The organism is Denitratimonas tolerans (assembly GCF_037203605.1).
In the GTDB taxonomy this organism is placed as follows: Bacteria; Pseudomonadota; Gammaproteobacteria; order Xanthomonadales; family Xanthomonadaceae; genus Denitratimonas; species Denitratimonas tolerans.
Map to the genome: position 1 here is coordinate 120,844 of NZ_JBBDHC010000001.1, position 22,160 is coordinate 143,003.

At 68.2% G+C, this 22,160-nt stretch carries 20 protein-coding genes; 10 read left to right on the top strand and 10 right to left on the bottom strand.

Annotated features, from left to right (window positions below):
- Position 1 precedes the first annotated feature (1 nt).
- The 3 genes from WB794_RS00515 to WB794_RS00525 are packed head-to-tail and all read right to left on the bottom strand — an operon-like array spanning position 2 to position 3,600.
- Entirely contained in the window at positions 2-1,321 is a 1,320-nt protein-coding gene (locus tag WB794_RS00515) for a dihydrolipoamide acetyltransferase family protein (protein ID WP_337333880.1), read from the bottom strand.
- A gap of 3 nt (positions 1,322-1,324) precedes the next feature.
- Entirely contained in the window at positions 1,325-2,365 is a 1,041-nt protein-coding gene (locus tag WB794_RS00520; RefSeq protein ID WP_337333881.1) for an alpha-ketoacid dehydrogenase subunit beta, read from the bottom strand.
- 2 nt (positions 2,366-2,367) lie between these two features.
- Complete coding sequence (locus WB794_RS00525; RefSeq protein WP_337333882.1) at positions 2,368-3,600, bottom strand: 3-methyl-2-oxobutanoate dehydrogenase (2-methylpropanoyl-transferring) subunit alpha; 1,233 nt, start codon at positions 3,598-3,600, stop codon at positions 2,368-2,370.
- Positions 3,601-3,744: 144 nt separating this feature from the next.
- Between WB794_RS00525 and WB794_RS00530 the strand changes: the two genes are divergently transcribed.
- Positions 3,745-4,677, top strand: a complete 933-nt coding sequence (locus tag WB794_RS00530; RefSeq protein ID WP_337333883.1) for a LysR family transcriptional regulator — start codon at positions 3,745-3,747, stop codon at positions 4,675-4,677.
- A gap of 22 nt (positions 4,678-4,699) precedes the next feature.
- On the opposite strand, the gene WB794_RS00535 is transcribed toward WB794_RS00530, so the two are convergent.
- Together WB794_RS00535 and WB794_RS00540 are read right to left on the bottom strand one after the other, a co-directional pair.
- Positions 4,700-5,014 carry an FmdB family zinc ribbon protein gene (locus tag WB794_RS00535; protein WP_337334019.1) on the bottom strand — a complete coding sequence of 105 codons (315 nt, stop codon included), beginning with the start codon at positions 5,012-5,014 and terminating at the stop codon, positions 4,700-4,702.
- Between the two features lie 62 nt (positions 5,015-5,076).
- Positions 5,077-7,017 carry an ABC-F family ATP-binding cassette domain-containing protein gene (locus WB794_RS00540; protein WP_337333884.1) on the bottom strand — a complete coding sequence of 647 codons (1,941 nt, stop codon included), beginning with the start codon at positions 7,015-7,017 and terminating at the stop codon, positions 5,077-5,079.
- A 169-nt stretch (positions 7,018-7,186) separates the two neighbouring features.
- Here WB794_RS00540 and WB794_RS00545 point away from each other — a divergent pair, with 169 nt between their 5' ends.
- The 8 genes from WB794_RS00545 (at position 7,187) to arsC (ending at position 14,212) form a co-directional block, all read left to right on the top strand.
- Positions 7,187-7,864 carry a YceH family protein gene (locus WB794_RS00545; protein WP_337334020.1) on the top strand — a complete coding sequence of 226 codons (678 nt, stop codon included), beginning with the start codon at positions 7,187-7,189 and terminating at the stop codon, positions 7,862-7,864.
- 102 nt (positions 7,865-7,966) lie between these two features.
- On the top strand, positions 7,967-10,795 hold the full coding sequence (locus WB794_RS00550) for a monovalent cation/H+ antiporter subunit A (protein WP_337333885.1): 2,829 nt from the start codon (positions 7,967-7,969) through the stop codon (positions 10,793-10,795).
- Entirely contained in the window at positions 10,795-11,148 is a 354-nt protein-coding gene (locus WB794_RS00555) for a Na+/H+ antiporter subunit C (protein ID WP_337333886.1), read from the top strand. The genes WB794_RS00550 and WB794_RS00555 overlap by 1 nt, the downstream gene beginning before the upstream one ends.
- On the top strand, positions 11,145-12,677 hold the full coding sequence (locus WB794_RS00560) for a monovalent cation/H+ antiporter subunit D (RefSeq protein ID WP_337333887.1): 1,533 nt from the start codon (positions 11,145-11,147) through the stop codon (positions 12,675-12,677). Before WB794_RS00555 ends, WB794_RS00560 begins: the two co-directional genes overlap by 4 nt.
- 1 nt (position 12,678) lies before the next feature.
- A complete protein-coding gene (locus WB794_RS00565; protein WP_337333888.1) occupies positions 12,679-13,176 on the top strand; it encodes a Na+/H+ antiporter subunit E in 498 nt (165 codons plus the stop codon).
- A gap of 44 nt (positions 13,177-13,220) precedes the next feature.
- Entirely contained in the window at positions 13,221-13,442 is a 222-nt protein-coding gene (locus tag WB794_RS00570) for a K+/H+ antiporter subunit F (RefSeq protein WP_337334021.1), read from the top strand.
- A complete protein-coding gene (locus WB794_RS00575) occupies positions 13,439-13,822 on the top strand; it encodes a Na+/H+ antiporter subunit G (RefSeq protein WP_337333889.1) in 384 nt (127 codons plus the stop codon). The genes WB794_RS00570 and WB794_RS00575 overlap by 4 nt, the downstream gene beginning before the upstream one ends.
- 42 nt (positions 13,823-13,864) lie before the next feature.
- Complete coding sequence (arsC, locus tag WB794_RS00580) at positions 13,865-14,212, top strand: arsenate reductase (glutaredoxin) (protein ID WP_337333890.1); 348 nt, start codon at positions 13,865-13,867, stop codon at positions 14,210-14,212.
- Between the two features lie 82 nt (positions 14,213-14,294).
- Here arsC and WB794_RS00585 read toward each other — a convergent pair whose 3' ends face one another.
- From WB794_RS00585 to WB794_RS00595, 3 genes are all read right to left on the bottom strand, one after another.
- Positions 14,295-15,272, bottom strand: a complete 978-nt coding sequence (locus tag WB794_RS00585) for an NUDIX domain-containing protein (RefSeq protein WP_337333891.1) — start codon at positions 15,270-15,272, stop codon at positions 14,295-14,297.
- Positions 15,273-15,363: 91 nt separating this feature from the next.
- On the bottom strand, positions 15,364-18,093 hold the full coding sequence (secA, locus tag WB794_RS00590) for a preprotein translocase subunit SecA (RefSeq protein ID WP_337333892.1): 2,730 nt from the start codon (positions 18,091-18,093) through the stop codon (positions 15,364-15,366).
- Between the two features lie 137 nt (positions 18,094-18,230).
- Positions 18,231-19,166 (bottom strand): M23 family metallopeptidase, encoded by a 936-nt coding sequence (locus WB794_RS00595; RefSeq protein ID WP_337333893.1) that lies wholly within the window; start codon positions 19,164-19,166, stop codon positions 18,231-18,233.
- On the opposite strand from WB794_RS00595, the gene WB794_RS00600 reads away from it, so the two are divergent.
- Positions 19,156-19,635 carry a DciA family protein gene (locus WB794_RS00600; RefSeq protein WP_337333894.1) on the top strand — a complete coding sequence of 160 codons (480 nt, stop codon included), beginning with the start codon at positions 19,156-19,158 and terminating at the stop codon, positions 19,633-19,635. The two genes, WB794_RS00595 and WB794_RS00600, sit on opposite strands and share 11 nt — an antisense overlap.
- Positions 19,636-19,704: 69 nt before the next feature.
- Here the strand turns inward: WB794_RS00600 and lpxC are convergent, their stop codons facing one another.
- Positions 19,705-20,619, bottom strand: a complete 915-nt coding sequence (gene lpxC, locus WB794_RS00605) for a UDP-3-O-acyl-N-acetylglucosamine deacetylase (protein ID WP_337333895.1) — start codon at positions 20,617-20,619, stop codon at positions 19,705-19,707.
- Between the two features lie 328 nt (positions 20,620-20,947).
- A complete protein-coding gene (gene ftsZ, locus WB794_RS00610) occupies positions 20,948-22,153 on the bottom strand; it encodes a cell division protein FtsZ (RefSeq protein WP_337333896.1) in 1,206 nt (401 codons plus the stop codon).
- Positions 22,154-22,160: the final 7 nt, after the last annotated feature.

The following is a 22,160-nucleotide window of genomic DNA, read 5'->3' on the forward strand; positions in this document are numbered from 1 at the left end:
GTCACTCCACGAACAGCAGGGCGGGGTTTTCCAGCAGCGCGCGGATCGCCTGCACGAACTCGGCCGACTCCATGCCGTCCACCACGCGGTGGTCGAAGGAGGACGACAGGTTCATCAGTTTGCGCGCCTCCACCAGGCCGTTGCGGATGCAGGGGCGCTCGATCATGCGGTTGACCCCGACGATGGCGACCTCGGGGTGGTTGATGATCGGGGTGGACATGATCCCGCCGATCGGCCCCAGGCTGGTGATGGTGATGGTGGAGCCCGACAGCTCCTCGCGCGTCGCCTTGCCGGCACGCACCGCACCGGCAAGGCGCGCGATTTCGGCCGCGGTCTGCCACAGGTCGAGCGACTCGGCGTGCGCCACGACCGGCACCGACAGCCCGCTGTCGCTCTGCGTCGCGATGCCCAGCCGCACCCCGTGGGAGCGCGTGATGATGTTGGCCTCGTCATCGAAGCGCGCGTTCATCTGCGGAAAGTCGCGCAGCGCCAGCACCATGGCGCGCGCCAGGAACGGCAGGAAGGTGAGCTTGCCGCGGGTCTTGCCCCACTTCGCGTTGAGCTTGCCGCGCAAGGCTTCCACCTCGGTCACGTCGATTTCCTCGACGTAGGTGATGTGCGGAATGCGCCGCCAGGAATCCTGCATCTTCTGCGCGATGCGCCGACGCAGTCCCATCACCGGAATCTGCTCCTCGCCCTCGCGGCGCGCGTAGCCCGACGATCCGCCGCCCGCAGGCTGCGCCCGACCGCCGCGCGCGGCGTAGGCATCGAGATCGGCGTGCATCACCCGCCCGCCGGGGCCGGTGGGCGGCACGAAGCGCAGTTCGATGCCCAGATCCCAGGCGCGTCGGCGCACCGCGGGCGAGGCCAGCGGGGCTTCGCCCGTGAAGCGGGGATTCGGGATTCGGGACTCGGGATTTGCGGGAACGGCGGCTTCGGGGACTTTGGCGGCAACCGGAGCGGGTTCGGGTTTCGGGTCGGGCAGGCGCGGCGGCGGCTCGGGCGCGCGGGCCACGGCGGGTTTCTCCGCGGCGGCGCTGCCTGCGGAAGCCGCTTCGCCCGGTTTGACGTTGCCGTCGCCGGCCACTTCCAGCCGGATCAACGCGCTGCCCACGGCCAGGGTTTCGCCCAGGGCACCGCCCAGCGCAAGTACCGTGCCGGCGACGGGCGAGGGAATCTCCACCGTCGCCTTGTCGGTCATCACCTCGGCGATGATCTGATCCTCGGCCACGGCGTCGCCCACGCCGACCTTCCAGCCGACCAGTTCGACCTCGGCGATACCTTCACCGATATCCGGCATCTTGATGACATGCTGTCCCATCGCTCAGTCCTCCAGCACGCGCTTCATGGCGTCGATGACCCGGGCCGGGCCCGGGAAGTAGTCCCACTCCTGCGCGTGGGGATAGGGCGTGTCCCAGCCGGTGACGCGCTCGATCGGGGCTTCGAGGTGGTAGAAGCAGTGCTCCTGCACCAGCGACACCAGCTCGGCACCGAAGCCGCTGGTGCGCGTGGCCTCGTGCAGTACGATGCAGCGGCGGGTCTTCTTCACCGAGTCGACGATGGTGTCCAGATCCAGCGGCCACAGGCTGCGCAGGTCGATGACTTCCGCATCGATGCCGGCATCCTCGGCCGCGGCCAGCGCCACCCAGACGGTGGTGCCGTAGGTGAGGATCGTCAGCGCCTTGCCTTGGCGCGCGATCGCGGCCTTGTCGAGCGGCACGCTGTAGTAACCCTCGGGCACGAGGTTCCCGGGGTGCTTGGTCCACGCCTGCACCGGGCGGTCGTGGTGGCCGTCGAAGGGGCCGTTGTAGAGGCGCTTGGGCTCCAGGAAGATCACCGGATCGCCGCATTCGATCGAGGAGATCAAGAGACCCTTGGCGTCGTAGGGGTTGGACGGCATCACCGTGCGCAGGCCGGCGACGTGGGTGAAGATCGCCTCCGGGCTCTGGCTGTGGGTCTGGCCGCCGTAGATGCCGCCGCCGCAGGGCGTGCGGAACACCACCGGGGCGGTGAACATGTTGCAGGAGCGGTAGCGCAGGCGCGCGGCCTCGGACACGATCTGGTCGTAGGCCGGATAGATGTAGTCGGCGAACTGGATCTCGGCCACCGGGCGCAGGCCGTAGACCGCCATGCCGATGGCCGCGCCGGCGATGCCGCTTTCGGAAATCGGCGCGTCGAACACGCGGTGCTTGCCGTATTTGGCCTGCAGCCCGTCGGTGCAGCGGAACACGCCGCCGAAGTAGCCCACGTCCTCGCCGAAGATCACCACGCTGTCGTCGCGCTCCAGCATCACGTCCATGGCCGAACGCAGGGCCTGGATCATCGTCATCGGGCTCGCGCCCGCGGCGGTTTCGATATCGCTCATGGTCAGATCCCCAGTTGCTGGCGCTGGCGGCGCAGGTGTTCGGGCATGTGTTCGTACACGTCCTCGAACATGTCGGCGGCACCGGGGCGGTTGTCGCTGCCCAGGATGCCGTGGCGCTCGGCTTCCTTGAGCGCCTGGGCGATTTCCTCGTCGAACGCGGCGCGGGTGGCCTCGTGCTGCGCCTCGCTCCACAGTCCGCGCTTGATCAGATGGCCTTTGAGTCGCTCGATCGGATCGCCCAGCGGGAAGTGCTGCGCATCGTCGGCGGGCCGGTACTTGGAGGGATCGTCCGAGGTGGAATGCGGCCCGGCGCGGTAGCTGATCCACTCGATCAGGGTCGGTCCGAGGTCGCGGCGGGCGCGCTCGGCGGCCCAGCGCGACACCGCGTACACCGCGAGGAAATCGTTGCCGTCCACGCGCAGCGAGGGAATGCCGTAGCCCAGCCCGCGCGTGGCCAGCGTGGTGTGCTCGCCGCCGGCGATGGCCTGGAAGGTGGAAATGGCCCACTGGTTGTTGACCACGTTGAGGATCACCGGGGCCTCGTACACCGAGGCGAACACCAGGGCGGCGTGGAAGTCGCCTTCGGCGGTGGCGCCATCGCCCACCCAGGCCGAGGCGATCTTCGTGTCGCCCTTGATCCCCGAGGCCATCGCCCAGCCCACCGCCTGCGGCAGCTGGGTGGTGAGGTTGCCGGAAATGGAGAAGAAGCCGTACTCCTTGTAGGAATACATGATCGGCAGCTGGCGACCGCGCAGCGGGTCGGCGGCGTTGGAGAGGACCTGGCACATCATGTCCACCAGCGGCACATCCTGGGCGATCAGGATGCCCTGCTGGCGATAGGTGGGGAAATGCATGTCGCCCTGGCGCAAGGCCAGCGTCTGCGCGATGGCGATGGCTTCTTCGCCCAGGCACTGCATGTAGAACGAGGTCTTCTTCTGGCGCTGGGCGATCAGCATGCGCGCGTCGTAGGCGCGGGTCTTGAGCATCGCGCGCATGCCGCGCAGAAGGATCTCGTCGGGGATGTCCGCGGCCCAGTCGCCGACGGCGTCGGCGCTGTCGTCCAGCACCCGGATCAGGCCCTGCGCGAACGTCCCCGTGCTCGATGCGGCCACGTCGATCGGCGGCTTGGGCAGGGCTCCTGCGGGGCTGAGCTTGAGATAGGAAAAGTCGGTCTGCTGTCCGGGCCGGGCGCTGGGCTCGGGGACGTGCAGGGTCAAGGGGGCGTAGTCGCTCATGGCGCAAATCCCGGTCTGCGGTGGGTTCGGTCTCGCCCGAACGCGGCGGTCGCACGCAGTGCGACGCGGTTAACCGCACAAGTTTAGAGCCTGCGCTCGATATCGTAAAATCTGGATTAGTCCTTTCTGGTATCTGAAAAAGCCATGGCACTTCCACCCAATCTCTCGCTGCGGCAGCTGCGCTACTTCGTCGCCGCCGCCGAACTGGGCCAGTTCTCGCTGGCCGCGCGCCGGCTGCAGGTTTCGCAGTCGGTCGTGACCACGGCCATCGCGCAGTTGGAAGCGATCGTGGGCACCGATCTGTTCGAACGCCAGCCGCATGGCGTAGTGCCCACCGCCGCCGGGCACCGCTTCCACCAGCACGTAGCCCACGCGCTGGACGCCCTGCAGGATGCACTGAGCGAGCCGCTGTTTTTCGGCGAGGCGCTGTCGGGCGTGGTGCGCGTGGGCGCGTCGTACACGGTGCTGGGCTATTTCCTCCCGGCCCTGCTCGCCCGCTTCCGGCGCGACTATCCCAAGGTGGAGATCGATCTGATCGACATGGACCGGCCCAGCATCGAAAAGGGCGTGGCCGAGGGCGATCTGGACATGGGCCTGTGCATCACCTCGAACATGCGCCCGGATTCGCCGCTGCGCCACCAGGTGCTGGCGCGCTCGCACCGCCAGCTGTGGATGGCGCAGGATCATCCGCTGGCGGCACTGGCGCAGATCCGGCTGGCCGACATCGCGCCCTGGCCCTACATCCTCCTGACGGTGGACGAGGGCGAGGCTTCCTCGATGCGCTACTGGCAGGCCGCCGGCCTTGCGCCCAACGTCGCCTTCCGCACCTCCACGCTGGAGGCGCTGCGCGGCCTGGTGGCGCACGGCTTCGGCGTCACCATCCTGTCGGACATCGTCTACCGGCCGCTGTCGCTGGAAGGCCGGCGCATCGAGAGCCGCATGGTCGCCGATCTGGTTCCGCCGATGGAAGTCGGACTGGTGACGCGGCGCGAAGATGTGCTGCCGCAGGTGCCCTACGCCTTCCAGCAGTTCCTGGTGTTCGCCTGCAGCGCGCTGCCGGACACGATCCTGCGCTGAGACGCGCCCGCGGCAGGCGGTTTCACTCGGAGGCGGAGGCGGAGGCGGGTGCGGCCGGAGCGGCCGCTGCCGCGGCAGGCTTGGCGGCCGGTTCGGGTGCCGCGGCCTTGTCGCCAGCGCCGCCCGAATCGGCGAGATTGTGCTTTTTCTCGCCGTCCTTCTTGAAGTCGGTTTCGTACCAGCCACCGCCCGCGAGGCGGAACTGCGGCGCGCTCAGCAGGCGGCGCGGCGCGGCTTGGCCACAGGCCGGGCAGGCGTCAGGATCCGGATCGGAGAGCTTCTGCAGGCGGTCGAACTCGTGCCCGCAGGCGTTGCAGTGGAAGGCGTAGATCGGCATGTCGGTGCAGGCATCGGAAAAGAGGGAAACAATCTGCCACCGTGGGGGCGGCACGGGGAAAATCAAGCCAGATCGAGCCATTCGGTTTCCAGCGCATCCTGCTCGCGCGCGAGGCTGGCCTGCTCGAAGCCGAGCTCGGCGACGCGCTGCGCGCCGTGGGTCTCGTACAGGGCAGGGTCGGCCAGCGCCGCCTCCACCGCGGCGCGCGCGCCGCGGATTTCCTCCAGCCGCGATTCGATGCGCCTGATCCGGCGCGCGATGGCGGGATCGGGCCCGCGCCGCGCCGGCGCGGCTTTCGCTGCGGGAGCTTTTACCGCCTTCGGCGCGGCCTCGCCGTCAGCGGCCCGGCTGCGCAGCCAGGCGGCATAGGCGTCCAGATCGCCGTCGAACTCCTCCACTCGCCCGTTCGCCACGCGCCAGAAACGGTCGCACACCAGGCCGATCAGATGACGGTCATGGCTGACCAGCACGATCGCGCCGGAAAAATCCGACAGCGCCTCGGCGAGCGCCTCGCGCATGTCCAGATCGAGGTGGTTGGTGGGTTCGTCCAGCAGCAGCAGGTTGGGGCGCTGCCAGGCGATCAGCGCCAGCGCCAGGCGCGCGCGCTCGCCGCCGGAAAATCCGTCCACCGGCTCGAAGGCACGGTCGCCGGCGAAGTTCCAGCGCCCGAGGAAGTCGCGGAACGCCTGCTGCCCTTCGCCGGGAGCCAGCAGGCGCAGGTGCTCCATCGGGCTGAGGCCTTCGTGCAGCGACTCGACCGTATGCTGGGCGAAGTAGCCGATGCGAAGATCCGGGTGCGCACTGCGCTCGCCCGCCAGCAGCGGCAGCTCGCCCACCAGGGACTTCACCAGCGTCGACTTGCCCGCCCCGTTCGGCCCGAGCAGGCCGATGCGGTCGCCCGATTCGAGGCCGAAGTCCACGCCATGGAGCACTATGTGCCCGGGATTCGGGATTGGAGATTGGGGATTGGCAAGAGCCGGCAGTTCTTGCTGCATCGAATCCCGAATCCCAAATCCCGAATCCCGGGCCGCAGGCCCATACCCGCAGTCAGCGTCCGCCAGCCGCACCAGCGAGGTCGGCAGCTTTGCCGGCTCGGCGAAGGCGATGTGCAGGGCGCGCTCGGCGCGCACCGCTTCGGTGCCGGCGAGCTTTTCCAGCCGCTTCATGCGCGACTGGGCCTGCCTGGCCTTGGTCGCCTTGGCGCGGAAGCGGTCGATGAAGGCCTGCAGGTGGGCGCGCTCGGCCTGCTCCTTGTCGTGCGCGATCTGCTGCTGGCGCAATTGCTCGGCGCGCTGGCGCTCGAAGCTGGTGTAGTCGCCGGCGTAGAGCTTCGCGCGGCCGTCGTGGAGGTGCAGGATGTGGCTGGCGACCCCGTCGAGGAACTCGCGGTCGTGGCTGATCAGCATCAGCATGCCGGGGTACTTGAGCAGCCACTGCTCCAGCCACAGCACCGCGTCCAGATCCAGGTGGTTGGTGGGTTCGTCGAGCAGCAGCAGGTCGCTGGGCGTCATCAGCGCGCGCGCCAGATTGAGCCGCACGCGCCAGCCGCCGGAAAACGTGGAAACGGCGCGCGCATGGGTTTCCGGCGCAAAGCCCAGGCCGTGCAACAGGCGCCCGGCGCGGGCCGCGGCGTCATAGCCGCCCAGATCGCCCAGGCGCTGGTGCGCGATCGCCACGGCCTCGAAGTCCTCGCGCGCGGTGGCATCGGCTTCCTCGCGCAGCGCCTGCGCCACCGCGGCGTCGCCGCCGATCACGAAGTCCAGCGCGGCGTCGGGCAGCGACGGGGTTTCCTGCGCGACCGAGGCGATCCGCAGCCGCGCCGGCAGCTCAAGCGCGCCCGAATCGGCCTCCAACTCGCCCATCAGCGCGGCGAACAGGCTCGACTTGCCGCAGCCGTTGCGCCCGATGACGCCCACGCGCCAGCCGGCGTGCAGGGCCAGATCCACCTGCGACAGCAGCAGGCGCGGGCCGCGGCGCAGCGCGAAGTTGCGAAAGGAAATCATGGCGTGGCTCGAAGGAAACATGGCCCGGGCAGGGGGGCGCATTCTAGCCCGGCGGTTCGACCGGGCCGCCATTGCCCGCCGGTTTTTGGCGCGAAATCCTGCGCCCGTCCTTGCGGTGCAGCACGCGAAGGCTCTATGTTCACGCTCCGCAACCGCGGAAAATGCCGCGATGAACGACACCGACGTTACCGCCGATGCCGCCACGTTGCCTGAAGCCCTGCGTCTTTCTCCGATCGAGGCCCGCGTCCTCGGCTCCCTGATCGAAAAGGAAGCCACCACGCCGGACCAGTATCCGCTGACAGAGAACGCGCTGACCCTGGCCTGCAACCAGAAAACCAGCCGCGATCCGCTGATGGACCTGTCTTCAGGCGAGGTTGGCCACGCACTGCGCCAGCTCGAAACGCGCCAGATGGTGCGCAGCCAGCACGCTGCGCGCGCGCAGCGCTGGGAGCATCGCTTCACACAGGCCTATGGCGTCACGAGCCAGCAGCAGGCCGTGCTGTGCATGCTGATGCTGCGCGGCCCGCAGACCCTCAACGAGATATTCACCCGCAGCGAGCGGATCGGCCGCTTTGCCACGGTGGACGAAGTGCGCCATGCGCTCGAACGCCTCGCCCAGCGCAACCCGGTGCTGGCGACCCTGCTGCCGCGTACCGCGGGCCAGCGTGAAGACCGCTGGACGCACCTCTTGTGCGGTCCGGTGGATATGGAGGCGGTCGCGGCCGCCGCGCGGCCTTCGTCCGCCGGCGCACCGACCGGACTGCTCGGGCGGATCGAAGCGCTCGAGGCGCGCATCGCCGTACTGGAGGCCCGCCTCGCCACGCCGAACCCCGATGCCCGGGTCTGAGGCCAGCGCCGGACGGCCGCTCGCCTGCCCGGCGCGCGGCACCGTGGACGCCGCGCCGCGGCGAGGCTGGTGCCGTGCCCGACCCGCGATCCGGAGCGCCTGATGCTGTTCCTGGCCCTTGCCACGCCCTTCCTCGCCGCGGTACTGGTCGCGCTGTCCCACCGCGCCTCGCGGCGGGTCATCGGCTGGCTGGCCGGCCTCGCCCCGCTGCTCGCCATCGCCATGCTGCTGCCGCTGCGCCCCACGATACTGGATGGCGATGTACCCACCGCCACCCTGGCCTGGGCACCGCAGGTGGGTCTCCTGCTGAGCCTGCGTCTGGACGGGCTGGCATGGATGTTCACGTTGATGGTGCTGGGGATCGGTGCGCTGGTGGTGATGTACGCGCGCTACTACCTCGACGAGGAGGACAGCGCGCCGCGCTTCTTCGCCTTCCTGCTGCTCTTCATGGGCTCCATGCTGGGACTGGTGATGTCGGGCAACCTGCTGGTGATGGTGGTGTTCTGGGAGATGACCAGCATCAGTTCGTTCCTCCTCATCGGCTACTGGTCGCAGCGCGAGGATGCGCGGGAAGGCGCGAAGATGGCGCTGGCGATCACCGGCGGCGGCGGCTTCGCGCTGCTGGCCGGCGTGCTGCTGATCGGGCGCGAAGTGGGCAGCTTCGATCTGGACGTGGTGCTGGCGGCAGGCGATGCGATCCGCGCCAGCGCGAACTATCCCTGGATCCTCGGACTGGTGCTGCTGGGCGCATTCACCAAGAGCGCGCAGTTCCCGTTCCACTTCTGGCTGCCGCACGCGATGGCCGCGCCCACGCCGGTCTCCGCCTACCTGCACTCGGCCACCATGGTGAAGGCAGGCGTCTTCCTGATGGCGCGCCTGCACCCGGTGCTGGCCGGAACCGACATGTTCTTCTACATCGTCAGCGGCATCGGTGCGCTGACCCTGCTGCTGGGAGCCTGGTACGCGATTTTCCAGCATGACATCAAGGGCCTGCTCGCCTACTCGACGATCTCGCACCTGGGCCTCATCACCCTGCTGTTCGGCCTGTCCTCGCCGATGGCGCTGGTCGCCGGCCTGTTCCACATCCTCAATCACGCCACCTTCAAGGCTTCGCTGTTCATGGCGGCGGGCATCATCGACCACGAAACCGGCACGCGCGACATGCGCCGGCTGGGGAACCTGCGGCGGTTCATGCCCGTCACCAGCACGCTGGCGATCATCGCCTCGCTGGCGATGGCGGGGGTGCCTCTGCTCAACGGCTTCCTGAGCAAGGAAATGTTCTTCGCCCAGGCGCTCGACATCAGCGCCAACGACACCATGCGCGACCTGATGACCGCCGCAGCGGTGCTGGCGGCGATGCTGGGCGTGGCCTACAGCCTGCGCTTCGTGCACGAGACCTTCTTCGGCCGGGGGCCGCGCGCACTGGAGGAAGCGCCGCACGAATCACCGCGCTGGATGAAGCTGCCGGTGGAGGTGCTGGTGGTGGCCTGCCTGGCGGTGGGCATGGCACCGGCATGGACCGTGGGACCACTGCTCAAGTCGGCGGCATTCGCGGTGCTGGGCGACAGCGTGCCCGACTACAGCCTGGCCATCTGGCACGGTTTCAACCGCCCCTTCTTCATGAGCCTGATCGGGCTGGTCGGCGGCGTAGCGCTCTACTTCGGGCTCAACCGCCTGCTCGACCTGCATGCGATCGTGCGCGAGTCGCTCGGGCGTCGCCTTTTCCAGCTCAATGTCGAACGCCTGTTCGCGTTCGGCGATCGCTTCACCCGCGCCATCGCCAACGGCAGCGTGCAGCGCAGCCTGTTCCTGCTGGTGTTCGTCGCGCTGATCCTGGGGGCCGCGCCGATGGCGGCCTCGGGCCTGATGCCGGTACTGCCGACGCGCGAAAGCTTCGCGTCCCTGCCGCTGCTGGGGTGGATTGCGTGGCTGATCCTGGTGACCGGAACCCTGGCCACGCTGGCGAACTTCCGCCAGCGGCTGATCGCGGTGATCCTGCTCGGCTCGGTGGGCCTGATGGTGAGCCTGGTATTCGTTTACTTCTCGGCACCCGATCTCGCGCTCACCCAGATCCTGGTGGAAATGGTGACTCTCGCCCTGATGCTGCTGGCGCTCAACTACCTGCCCAAGGAGTCGCTCGCCGGTCCCTCGCCGGCGCGGCGCTGGCGCGATATCGCCATCGCGCTGGCGGCGGGACTGGGCACCGCCAGCCTGGCATGGGCCATGCTCGGGCGGCCAAGCCGGACCATGGCCGGCGAGATGCTGGCGCGCGCCCTGCCCGAAGGACACGGCCACAATGTCGTCAACGTGATCCTGGTGGATTTCCGCGGCTTCGACACCTTCGGCGAAATCACCGTGTTCGCCATCGCGGCGCTCATCGTCCACGCCCTGCTCAAGCGCACGCGCCTGGCCCCCGAGGAAAAGGTCGAAGAGGCACCGATGTCGCTGCCGATGGCGGCGGACCTGAGCCAGATCATGTTCCCGCTCGCGCTGACCGTGTCGATCTACCTGTTCCTGCGCGGGCATGACGCGCCCGGCGGTGGCTTCATCGCCGGGCTGGTACTGGTGATCCCGGTGCTGCTGCAATACCTGATCCAGGGCATGACGGCCTTCGAGCGGCAGTTCCACATCGACTACGTGCGCTGCATCGGCGCAGGCCTGCTGATCGCCGCGGCGACCGCACTGGCACCTCTGCTGCGGGGCCTTCCCTTCCTGACCAGCGCCCATGTCGCGCCGTCGCTGCCGCTGATAGGCCCCGTGCCGCTGACCAGCGCGATGGGCTTCGACCTGGGCGTGTACCTGGTCGTGTTCGGCGCATCGATGCTGATCCTGTCGACCATCGGCGGCGTGCGTCCTTCGCTCACGCGCGCGAGCTGGCGCGCCACGATCCGCCGCCCGGACCCGGCGCACTCGCGCGGGAGGCGTGCCTGATGGAAATCGCGATCGCCAGCGCCATCGGCATCCTGACCGCCGCCGGCGTCTATCTGCTGCTGCGCTCGCGCAGCTTCGATCTGATCCTCGGCCTCACCCTGCTTTCCTACGCCACCAACCTGCTGATCTTCTCGGCCGGACGACTGCGTCCCGGCCTGCCCCCGGTGCTGCGCGAGGGCGTCACGGCGACGCTTGAAAACCACGTCGATCCGCTGCCGCAGGCGCTGGTGCTCACCGCCATCGTGATCTCGTTTGCCATGACCGCGATCATCCTGGTGCTTGCGATACGCGGGCGCCACGACAACGGCGTGGACCACGTCGACGGTGCCGAGCCGGCGGAGCGCGACCGGTGAGCGCGCACCTGCCGGTACTGCCGATCGTGTGGCCGCTGGTCATGGCGGCACTGATGCTCCTTGTCGAGCGGCGCGGCATCGCGTTGCAGCGCGCCCTGGCCTGGCTGGGCGCGGGCGGCCTGCTGCTTCTGTCGATCGCGCTGGTGCGCCAGGCCGATACCGGGGACATCACCGTCTATCTGCTCGGCGACTGGCCGGCGCGGCTGGGCATAGCGCTGATGGTCGATCGGCTGTCGGCCTGGATGGTGCTCGTCACCTCGCTGCTTGGTGCGGCCTGCCTGCTGCATGCCAGCAGCGGCTGGGACCGGCGCGCGCCGCACTTCCACGCCCTGTTCCAGCTCCAGCTGATGGGCCTCAACGGTGCCTTCCTGACCGGCGACCTGTTCAACCTGTTCGTGTTCTTCGAGATCCTGCTGGCGGCCTCCTATGGCCTTCTGCTCAGCGGCGCACGCGGCGGGCGCATCCGCACCGGCTTCCACTACGTCGTTTTCAACGTCGCCGCCTCGACCCTGTTCCTGATCGGACTCGGCATGATGTACGGACTCCTGGGCACGCTCAACATGGCCGAACTGGCGGCGGGCGTGGCCACCGTGGCACCGCAGGACCGCTTCCTGCTGCAGGCGGCGGCCGGGCTGCTGCTGGTGGTGTTCTGCGCCAAGGGCGCGGTGCTGCCGCTCTACCTCTGGCTGCCGGCCACCTACGGCCGCGCCCAGCCGGCGGTCGCCGCGCTGCTGGTGATCATGACCAAGGTCGGTGCCTACGCGGTGCTGCGCGTGTTCTCGCTGCTGTTCGGGGCCGAAGCGGGGGATCTGGCCGGCTTCGCCTGGGACTGGCTGCTGCCGGCCGGCATCGCCACCCTGCTGATGGCGGGTCTGGGAACCCTCGCCGCGGTGCGCCTGCGCATCCTCGCCGGCTACGTGGTGCTGGCGTCTTCCGGTACCCTGTTCATCGCCTTCTCCCTCGCTACCGCGCAGGCCATCGGCGCGGGCCTCTACTATCTTGCGCACAGCACCTTTGCCGCCGCGGCGCTGTTCCTGATCGTGGCCCTGGTGCGCCGGCACCGCATCACCGACCGCACCAACGTCGTGCTCCCGATCCGCGACGCATGGCTTTCGGGCGGGCTGTATTTCGTGGCGGCCATCGCCCTGATCGGACTGCCGCCACTGTCGGGCTTCATCGGCAAGTTCACCGTGCTCATGGCCACGCCCGCGCCCCACACCGCCTGGGTATGGAGTACGGTACTGGCGACCAGTTTTTTCATGCTGGTGGCGATGACCCGCGCCGGCAGCCGGCTGTTCTGGCTGGTACCCTCGGAGCCCGCCCCTGCCGCACCTTCCCGGGCCAGGCCGACCCGCGCGCCACGGCGCGAAGTGGTGGCCATCGTGCTGCTGCTGGGCTACGGCGTGATCATGACGGTCGCCGCCGGCCCCCTGCTCGACTACACCCGCGCCGCCGGCGAGCAGCTGGTGTCTCCGCGAGACTATATCGAGGCGATGCGCACCACGCTGCCTCGCCTTCGGGAGCCTTGACGTGAAGCGCCTGCTGAAACGCCTCGTGCGAGCCGTTCCGCTCAGCCTGGCGGTTTTCGCCACCGGCCTGCTGATGTCCGGGCAACTCGCCGCCGGGCATATCGCGCTGGCGCTGCTGCTGGCCCTGACGATTCCGCACGTCGTGCAGCGGCTGGAGCGCGAGTCCGCCCACATCGGCTCGCTGCGCCCGCTGCCGCGCCTGGCCGCCGTGATGCTGCACGACATCTTGCGCTCCAACATCAACGTCGCGCGCCTCGTGCTCCGGCCGCGCGGCACGCTGCGCCCCGGCTGGGTGTGGATTCCGCTCGATTTGACCAATATCCACGGCATCACCGCGCTGGCCAGCCTCATCACCCTCACGCCGGGCACGGTGTCGGCCGAACTGAGCGACGACCGCCGCTACCTGCTCGTCCACGTGCTGGACATGCGCGATCCGGAAACCGAAATTGCCGAGATCAAGGCACGCTACGAAGCCCCGCTCAGGGAGATATTTCCGTGATCCAGATCGCCATCCTCATCTCGCTCAACGTCATTGGCGCGTCCATGCTGCTGGTGATGTGGCGCCTGCTGCGCGGCCCGACCGTGCCTGACCGCATCCTCGCGCTCGACACGCTCAACATCAATGCGATCATGCTGCTGGTGCTCCACGGCATGTACGCACGCACCCAGGTGCACTTCGAGGCCGCACTGGTCATCGCCATGCTTGGCTTCACCGGCACCGTGGTGCTGACCAAGTTCGTGCTGCGCCGGGACATCATCGAATGAATCCGCTGGTCGAGCTCCTGCTGTCGGCGCTGCTGCTGGTGTCGAGCTTCTTCACCCTGGTCGGCTCGATCGGGCTGGTCCGGTTCAACCAGTTCTTCAAGCGGCTGCACGCGCCCACCAAAGCGACCACGATGGGCGTGGGCTCGGTGCTGGTGGTGTCGGTCATCTACCACGCGCTCATCGGCAACGGCCTGCATCCCCATGAGCTGCTGATCACGGTGTTCCTCGTCGTCACCTCGCCGATCAGCGCGCACATGATGTCCAAGGCCTCGCTGTCGCTGCAGCTTCGCCACCGGCCGCAGTGTCCGACCGATGAAACCCCGAATCCGGACGCAAGCGATGCCGACACCGCGGGAGCCGGCGGGAACCCGCCGCGCTGATCCGCGTCTGCCGCTGCAGCGACCCCGCAACGAGTACCGACCATGCGATACGTGATCTACCACAACCCGGCCTGCGGCACCTCGCGCAACGCGCTGGCCATCCTGCGCGAGGCCGGCATCGAGCCGGAAATCGTGCTCTACCTGCAGACCCCGCTGGACGTGGCACAGCTGCGCGCGCTGGGCGAAGCCCTGGGCGAGCCGGCGCGCGCGCTGCTTCGCAGCAAGGAAGCGCTGTGCGCGGAACTGGGCCTGGACGCCCCCGACGCGAGCGATGCGCGCATCTTCGCCGCCATCGCGGCCCATCCGATCCTGTTCAACCGCCCGATTGTTTCCGGCCCGCGCGGTACCCGCGTCTGCCGGCCGGCCGAGGTGGTGCGGGAACTGATCTGAAGACCGACCTTCGGGGTCCGGGGGTTCAGCGGCGCGGAAAACACGGGTGCGGCACCGCCGCTGCGGACGTCCCGCGGGCACGTCAGCCTGGCAGCGGCACGACCAGCCCCTGGGCACCGTGGGCGCGGGCGGCCTGCAGGTCATCCGCCTGGCCTGCCGCCAGGTAAAGCGGAATCGTCACGGACTCGCGCAGCGCGGCAAAGCGGGCAAGGCGGGAGGCGGCTTCATGGCGCGCATCACGCGGAGTGGAAAGTTCCACCAGCGCGAAGCCCACGCCGGCCTCCTGCGCACGCGCGAGCGCGAGAGCGCTGTCGCCGGTGGCGGACAGCAGCAGGCCACCGGCCGCCGGGCTGGCTGCAACGCGATCGAGATCGCCCGCCGCGAGGTGTGCGCCCAGACCCGGCCGACGGGCCAGCACCATCGCGGCATCCAGCCCGAGCGCGTCGCTCTCGAACAGGATCGATGCCCCGAGCCGCACCGCGAGCGACGCCAGGGCGTCGGCCACCGATTCCAGCTCCCGCACCGGGCCGCGCACGATCACACGACGCGCATCGCCGGCCAGCGCCTGTTCGAGCTGCGTGAACAGTGCCTCGCCGGCCGCGTTGCGCGACGAGGTCACGACGCAAAATTCAGGCTCGCGCAATGCGGCCACGACGGGGCGATCGGCACCGGGCATGGAATAGTCGGCCAGGCGTTCGGGCTGGACCCAGGCCAACGCCTGCGACTCGAGGCCGCGCGCCCGTCCCTTGAAGCGGGCGATGCGATGGACATCGAGCACGATGCGTTTGCCGCTGGCCATGCGGTGCGGCACGGCGATCAGCGGGCGCATCGCCGCGGGTTCCACCTCAACGCCGATTTCTTCCGCAAGCTCGCGCGCCAGCGCTTCGCGGGCGATCTCGCCCTTTTCCACCTTGCCGCCGGGGAACTCCCACAGCCCCGCCAGCTCGCGCTCGCCTTCGCGCCGCGCCAGCAATATCCGCCCGCGCGCATCGCTCAGCACGCCCGCCACCACGTGGATGGGCGGGCGGGAATCGGGAGTGGAGAATGGGGAATGGTTCACCGGTGATCGTTGCGATCTAAAATTCCGCACCAAGCGCCGGGATCCGGCAGGCGATCCGCGCTCTTGCGATTCCCGATTCCCGTCCAGCCCGCTACGCGAGCTGCCCGTGACAGTGCTTGAACTTCTTGCCCGATCCACAGGGACACGGCTCGTTGCGTCCGACCTTGGGATGCTCGCGCACCACCTGCACCGGCGGCTGCGGCTGGCCGGTCACCTGCGCCGCCTCCTCGTCCGCGCCCAGCCCTCCCACGTCCTCGTGCTGGAACTGCATGGAGCGGGCCTGGGCGGCGCTGCGCTGGCGTTCGGCCTCTTCCATCTGCGCGACTTCGTCCTCGCTGCGGATACGCACCAGCGCCAGCAGGCGAACGACCTCGAGCCTGATCTTGTCGAGCAGCTGCCCGAACATCTCGAACGCCTCGCGCTTGTATTCCTGCTTGGGCTGCTTCTGGGCGTAACCGCGCAGGTGGATGCCCTGGCGCAGGAAGTCCATGCGCGCGAGGTGCTCCTTCCAGGACTGGTCGAGCACCGTCAGCATGACGTGCCGCTCCAGGGTGCGCATCATTTCCGAACCGATCATCGCCTCCTTCTCGCGGAACAGGCGATCGAAAGCCTCCTGCACGTGCTCGGCGATACCGGCGCTGTCGATCTCTTCCTGCTCGCGCACCAGCTTCTGCAGATCCATGCCGACGCCGAATTCGGTCAAGATCTCCTTTTCCAGGCCCGCAAGGTTCCACATTTCGTCGACGGAATCTGGCGGCACGAAGCGCGCCACGATCCCGGCGACCACGTCCTGGCGGATCTCGGTCACGACCTCCTGCACCGACTCGCTTTCCATGAGCTCACTGCGCTGGGCATAGATGACCTTGCGCTGGTCGTTGGCCACGTCGTCGTATTCGAGCAGCTGCTTGCGGATGTCGAAGTTGTGGGCCTCGACCTTGCGCTGCGCCTTCTCGATCTGGCGGCTGACCATCTTGTCCTCGATGCGGTCGTCTTCCTTCATGCCGAGGAACTTCATCGCGCGCTGCACCCAATCGGAGGCGAAGATGCGCATCAACGTGTCTTCCAGCGACAGGTAGAAGCGCGAGGAGCCGGCGTCGCCCTGGCGGCCGGAGCGGCCACGCAGCTGGTTGTCGATGCGCCGGCTTTCGTGCCGCTCGGTGCCGATGATGTGCAGGCCGCCTGCGGCCAGCACGGCATCGTGGCGCACCTGCCAGTCGGCCTTGGCCTGAGCGATCTGTTCCTCCGTCGCGTCCGGCCCCAGCGCCTCCAGGTCGGCCTCCAGCGAGCCGCCCAGCACGATGTCGGTGCCGCGACCGGCCATGTTGGTGGCGATGGTCACCGACCCGCTGCGGCCGGCCTGCGCCACGATCTGCGCCTCGCGCTCGTGCTGCTTGGCGTTGAGCACTTCGTGCGGGATCTGCGCGCGCTCAAGCTCGTTGGACAGGAGTTCGGAGGTCTCGATCGACGTGGTGCCCACCAGCACCGGCTGGCCGCCAGCGTAGCGTTCCTTGATGTCCTCGACGATGGCCTTGAACTTGGCGCTGCGCTTCATGAACACCAGATCGGGCTCGTCCTTGCGCACCATCGGGCGGTGGGTCGGGATCACCACCACTTCCAGCCCGTAGATCGACTGGAACTCGTAGGCCTCGGTATCCGCAGTGCCGGTCATGCCCGAGAGCTTGGCGTACATGCGGAAGTAGTTCTGGAAGGTGATCGAGGCCAGGGTCTGGTTCTCGCGCTGCACCTTCACGCCTTCCTTGGCCTCGACGGCCTGGTGCAGGCCATCGGACCAGCGCCGCCCGGGCAGGGTGCGGCCGGTGAACTCGTCGACGATCAGCACTTCGCCGTCGCGCACCAGGTACTCCACGTCGCGGTGGTAGAGCGCGTGGGCGCGCAGCGCGGCGTTGAGGTGGTGGACCAGCGCCAGGTTCTGCGCGGCGTACAGGCCATCTTCCGCCTCGAGGATGCCGGCCTCGCGCAGCAGCTGCTCGGCGTGCTCCATGCCCGCTTCGGACAGATAGACCTGCTTGCCCTTCTCGTCGGCCCAGTAGTCGCCTTCGGCGTTTTCATCCGCCTGGCGGCTGAGCCTGGGCACGAGCCGATCCATCTTCAGGTAGAGATCGGGCGAATCGTCGGACGGCCCGGAGATGATGAGCGGGGTGCGCGCCTCGTCGATCAGGATCGAGTCCACCTCGTCGACGATGGCGTAGTTCTGGCCGCGCTGGAAGCGATCCTCGACCGACAGGGCCATGTTGTCGCGCAGATAGTCGAAGCCGAATTCGTTGTTGGTGCCGTAGGTGATGTCGGCGGCGTAAGCGGCTTTCTTGTCGCCGTGCGGCATGCCCGGATACACCACGCCCACCGAAAGCCCCAGCCAGTTGTACACCCGCCCCATCCAGGCCGCGTCACGGCGCGCGAGGTAGTCGTTGACGGTCACCACGTGCACGCCCTGGGCCGGCAGGGCGTTGAGGTACACGGCCAGCGTCGCCACCAGGGTCTTGCCTTCGCCGGTGCGCATTTCCGCGATCTTGCCCATGTGCAGCACCATGCCGCCGATGAGCTGGACGTCGTAGTGGCGCATGCCGAGCACCCGTCGCGCCGCCTCGCGCATGGTCGCAAACGCCTCGGGCAGCAGCGCATCGAGTTTTTCGCCCTTCTCCAGACGGGCGCGGAACTCGGCCGTCTTGGCGCGCAGCGCTTCGTCATCGAGGGCCTGGAACTGGCCCTCCAGCGCGTTGATCTGGGTGACCCGCTTGCGCAGTTGGCCGATCAGTCGTTCATTGCGGCTGCCAAAGATGCCGGTCAGGAGCTTGTTGAGCATGGGGATTTCCGGAAAAAGGGAGGCCGCCATCGGCGGCACACGCGAAAGGCCGCGCGCGGCGGCCTTGGCGAAAGCGGGATTTTAACGTGGGGACCGCCGACGTGCGAATCAAGGGCGCGCGATGATGCGCGCCGCCCTCAGCCGCGGGCGTTGCGCAGGTACTGGCCCGGATTGACCACGCGGCCATCGAGCCAGACTTCGAAGTGCACGTGGCTGCCGGTGGAGCGTCCGGTGGAGCCCATCTTCGCGATCATCTGCCCGGCCTTGACCCGATCACCCACCGCCACGATGTTCTCGCTGTTGTGCGCATAGCGGGTCATGTAGCCGTTGCCGTGGTCGATCTCGACCGTGTTGCCGTAGCCGTTCCTGCGCCCGGAGAACTGCACCACGCCGTCGGCGACCGTCAGCACGTCCGATCCGCGCGGGCCGGAGAAATCCACGCCCTTGTGGAACTCGTTGAAGCCCGAGAAGGGATCCGAACGCCGTCCGAAGCCGGAGGACGCGTAGCCGGCGCGTACCGGAAGCCCGGTCGGGAGCATGCTGGCATCCAGCTCGCGGTCGGCCAGGACGCTCTCCAGCAGGCTGAGCTGCTGGGACTGGACGGACACCTGGCGCACCAGCGCGTCGATCGAGCTGCCCAGTTCGAGTCCGGACGGGGCTGCGGTGGTCTCGCCGCCCTGGCGAGCCACGGGGCCACCGACCGCAGGAGGTTCGTCAAAGTTGAACTCGCCGTCGTCCAGCCGTGCGATCTTGGTCAGGCGTGCGCCCAGCGCATTCAGGCGCGTGGCGTGGGCCTGCAGTTCGGCCAGCTTCACCGACATGGCGTTGAGCTCGCGCTGCGAGTCGCTGCGCGCCTGCTCGAAGGCGACGCGCTGCTGCTCGATCCCCTCACGCAGGCCGTCCACGCGCGCGCCTGCCGCATCGGTCACCAGGGCATGCATGCCGTAGCCGCCCGCGGCGCTCAGCCCCACCAGCAGCAGGATCGCGGTACCCAGCGCGGCGATGATGCGCGGCTCGCGCAGACACAGCTTTCGTGGTGTCTTGAAAAATTTCGATACGATGATGACGTTCATCGGCCCAACCTGTTCTCGTATGCCCATGCAGCCTTCCTCCGGATCCACCTTCCGCGCCGCCCTTTCGGCGGCGCTTTCCAGCGACCCAGGTCGCCTGATCGAGCGCGCCATGCAGCTTCAGGCGCTCGACCGGCAGCTGCGTCAGTCCTTGCCGGAACCGCTGGCATCCCACACAAGACTGGGCAACCTGCGCAACGACAAGCTTGTCTTTCTGGTCGATGCGCCAGTGTGGGGATTACGACTGCGCTTGCATGCCAACGCCCTGTTGGACGCAGCTCACGCAGCCGGCATCCGCGCCAGCGACATCGCCGTGAAAGTGGCAACGATGCAGCCCGTCCCCCCGGACGCGGCACCGCCAATACCCCTTTCAGCTGCCGCGCGCGAAACCCTGCGCGCGGCGGCGGCAGCAACAGGGGACGAAACACTCAGGTCCCAGCTGCTGCGTCTGGCCTCCATGGCCGATTCCTGATCTCCATTTCCGCGCCACGACCGCAGGACACCCGTCCCGCCGCCGCAACGCGACGTTCGATTGATTGCCTCAGATCGCCGCCTGTGCCGGATTGGCGTAGGAAATCGGCGCGGTGTCGTTGTCCTCGTAGGTGACTTCTTCCCACGCGGACGCATCCGCCAGCAGCGTGCGCAGCAAGCGGTTGTTCAACTGGTGGCCGGACTTGTAGCCGTAGAACGCACCCACGAGGCTGTGACCAAGAAGGTACAGATCGCCGATCGCATCGAGGATCTTGTGTTTGACGAACTCGTCCTCGTAGCGCAGCCCGTCCTCGTTGAGGACGCGGTAGTCATCCAGCACGATGGCGTTGTCCATCGAACCGCCCAGCACCAGATTCTTCTCGCGCAGCATCTCGATGTCCTTCATGAAGCCGAAGGTGCGCGCGCGGCTGACTTCCTTGACGAAGGACGTCGTGGAAAAGTCGATCTCGGCCTTGGACAGGCTGGCCGGAAACGCCGGGTGCCTGAAGTCGATGGAAAAACCGACCTTGAAACCGTCGAAAGGCTCGAAGCGCGCCCATTTGTCGCCGTCCTTGACGGTGACGGTGCGCTTGATGCGGATGAAGCGCTTGGCCTTGGACTGCTCCTCGATCCCCGCCGACTGCAGCAGGAAAACGAACGGGCCGGCCGAGCCATCCATGATCGGCACCTCCGGTGCCGAGAGGTCCACATAGGCGTTGTCGATGCCCAGGCCCGCCATCGCCGAGAGCAGGTGCTCGACGGTCGCGACGCGGATGCCGTCTTCCACCAGGGTCGAGGAAAGCATGGTGTCGCCGACGTTTTCGGCGGTGGCGCGGATCTCGCGCGGCTCGGGCAGGTCGGTGCGGCGGAACACAATGCCGGTATCGACGGCCGCCGGGCGCAGGGTCATGTAGACCTTTTCGCCCGAGTGCAGACCCACGCCGGTGGCGCGGATCGCGTTCTTCAAGGTGCGTTGTTTGATCATGGACAAGGCGGGCTCCGCATCGGAGCGCGTTTGAGAACGCGCCGGACAATACCACAGATGGGGTGCCATGCAGCACGCCGGAATGGCAATTACCCCACAATTTTGTTGCTTTTCTGCTACAAAACGAGAACACGCGCACGGTTCCCGCCCGCCACGCCCAAACGGCCGGGCGTCACAGGCGGACGCGCCGGCCTGTGCGGGCCAGGACCGGCCTATTTGAGTGCAGGCCACCTGAACCCTGGGCGGATGGATGCGCGACCCACCGCGTCCGGAACGAAAAGTCGGGGGACGCCACGCGTCCCCCGTGCACCTTCCCTGGCCGGATGTTTCAGTCCGCCTGCCGGCGCAGGAAGCTCGGGATATCGAGGTAGTCGATCGCCGCCGACGCGGCTTCCACCCGGCTCTGGGCGGGCGTGGCCGGTGCCGCGACGCTTGCCGCCGCGCCCGGATGCGGGACGCCCAGTCCCGGCACCGGATACTCGACCGCCCCGTTCGAACCGTTGCGAACCAGGCGCACCGGACGCGTGGCCGAAGCCGGCACCTTCTCCGGTTCGCGCAGCGGCTGGCGCGCCGCCGCACGGTTGAGGCCGGTGGCCACAACGGTGACGCGCACTTCGTCCTGCATGTCCGGATCCAGCACCGTGCCGATGACCACGGTGGCGTCCTCGGAGGCATAGGCCTCGATGGTGCGGCCGACTTCGTCGAACTCGCGCATGGCGAAGTCGGGGCCGGCGGTGATGTTGACCAGGATCCCGTTCGCGCCCGACAGGTTGACGTCGTCGAGCAGCGGGTTGCTGACCGCCTTTTCGGCGGCCTCCATCGCGCGCTCCTCGCCGCGCGCCGCGCCGCTGCCCATCATCGCCATGCCCATCTCGCTCATGACCGTGCGCACGTCGGCGAAGTCGACGTTGATGAGGCCGGGGCGGACGATCAGGTCGGCAATACCGCGCACCGCGCCCTGCAGCACGTCGTTGGCGGCGCGGAATGCCTGCAGCATGGTGACATCGCGGCCCAGCACCGAGATCAGCTTTTCGTTCGGGATGGTGATGAGCGAATCGCAGTGGTTGCTCAGCTCTTCGATGCCCTTGAGCGCCACCTGCATGCGCCGCCGGCCTTCGAACGGGAACGGCTTGGTGACCACGGCCACGGTCAGGATGCCCATTTCCTTGGCCAGCTGCGCCACCACCGGGGCCGCGCCCGTGCCGGTGCCGCCGCCCATGCCGGCGGTGATGAACACCATGTCGGCACCGCCCAGCGCCTCGACGATGCGCTCGCGGTCTTCCAGCGCGGCCTGGCGACCCACTTCCGGATTGGCTCCGGCACCCAGTCCCTTGGTGACGTTGGAACCAAGCTGCAGCACGTGCCGCGCACCGGCGCTGTGGATCGCCTGCGCGTCGGTATTGGCGCAGATGAACTCAACCCCTTCCAGCTGGGAATTGACCATGTGCGCCACCGCATTGCCGCCTCCGCCGCCGACTCCCACCACCTTGATGACGGCGTTCGGCGTCATGTTCTCGACCAGTTCAAATGCCATGTTGCTC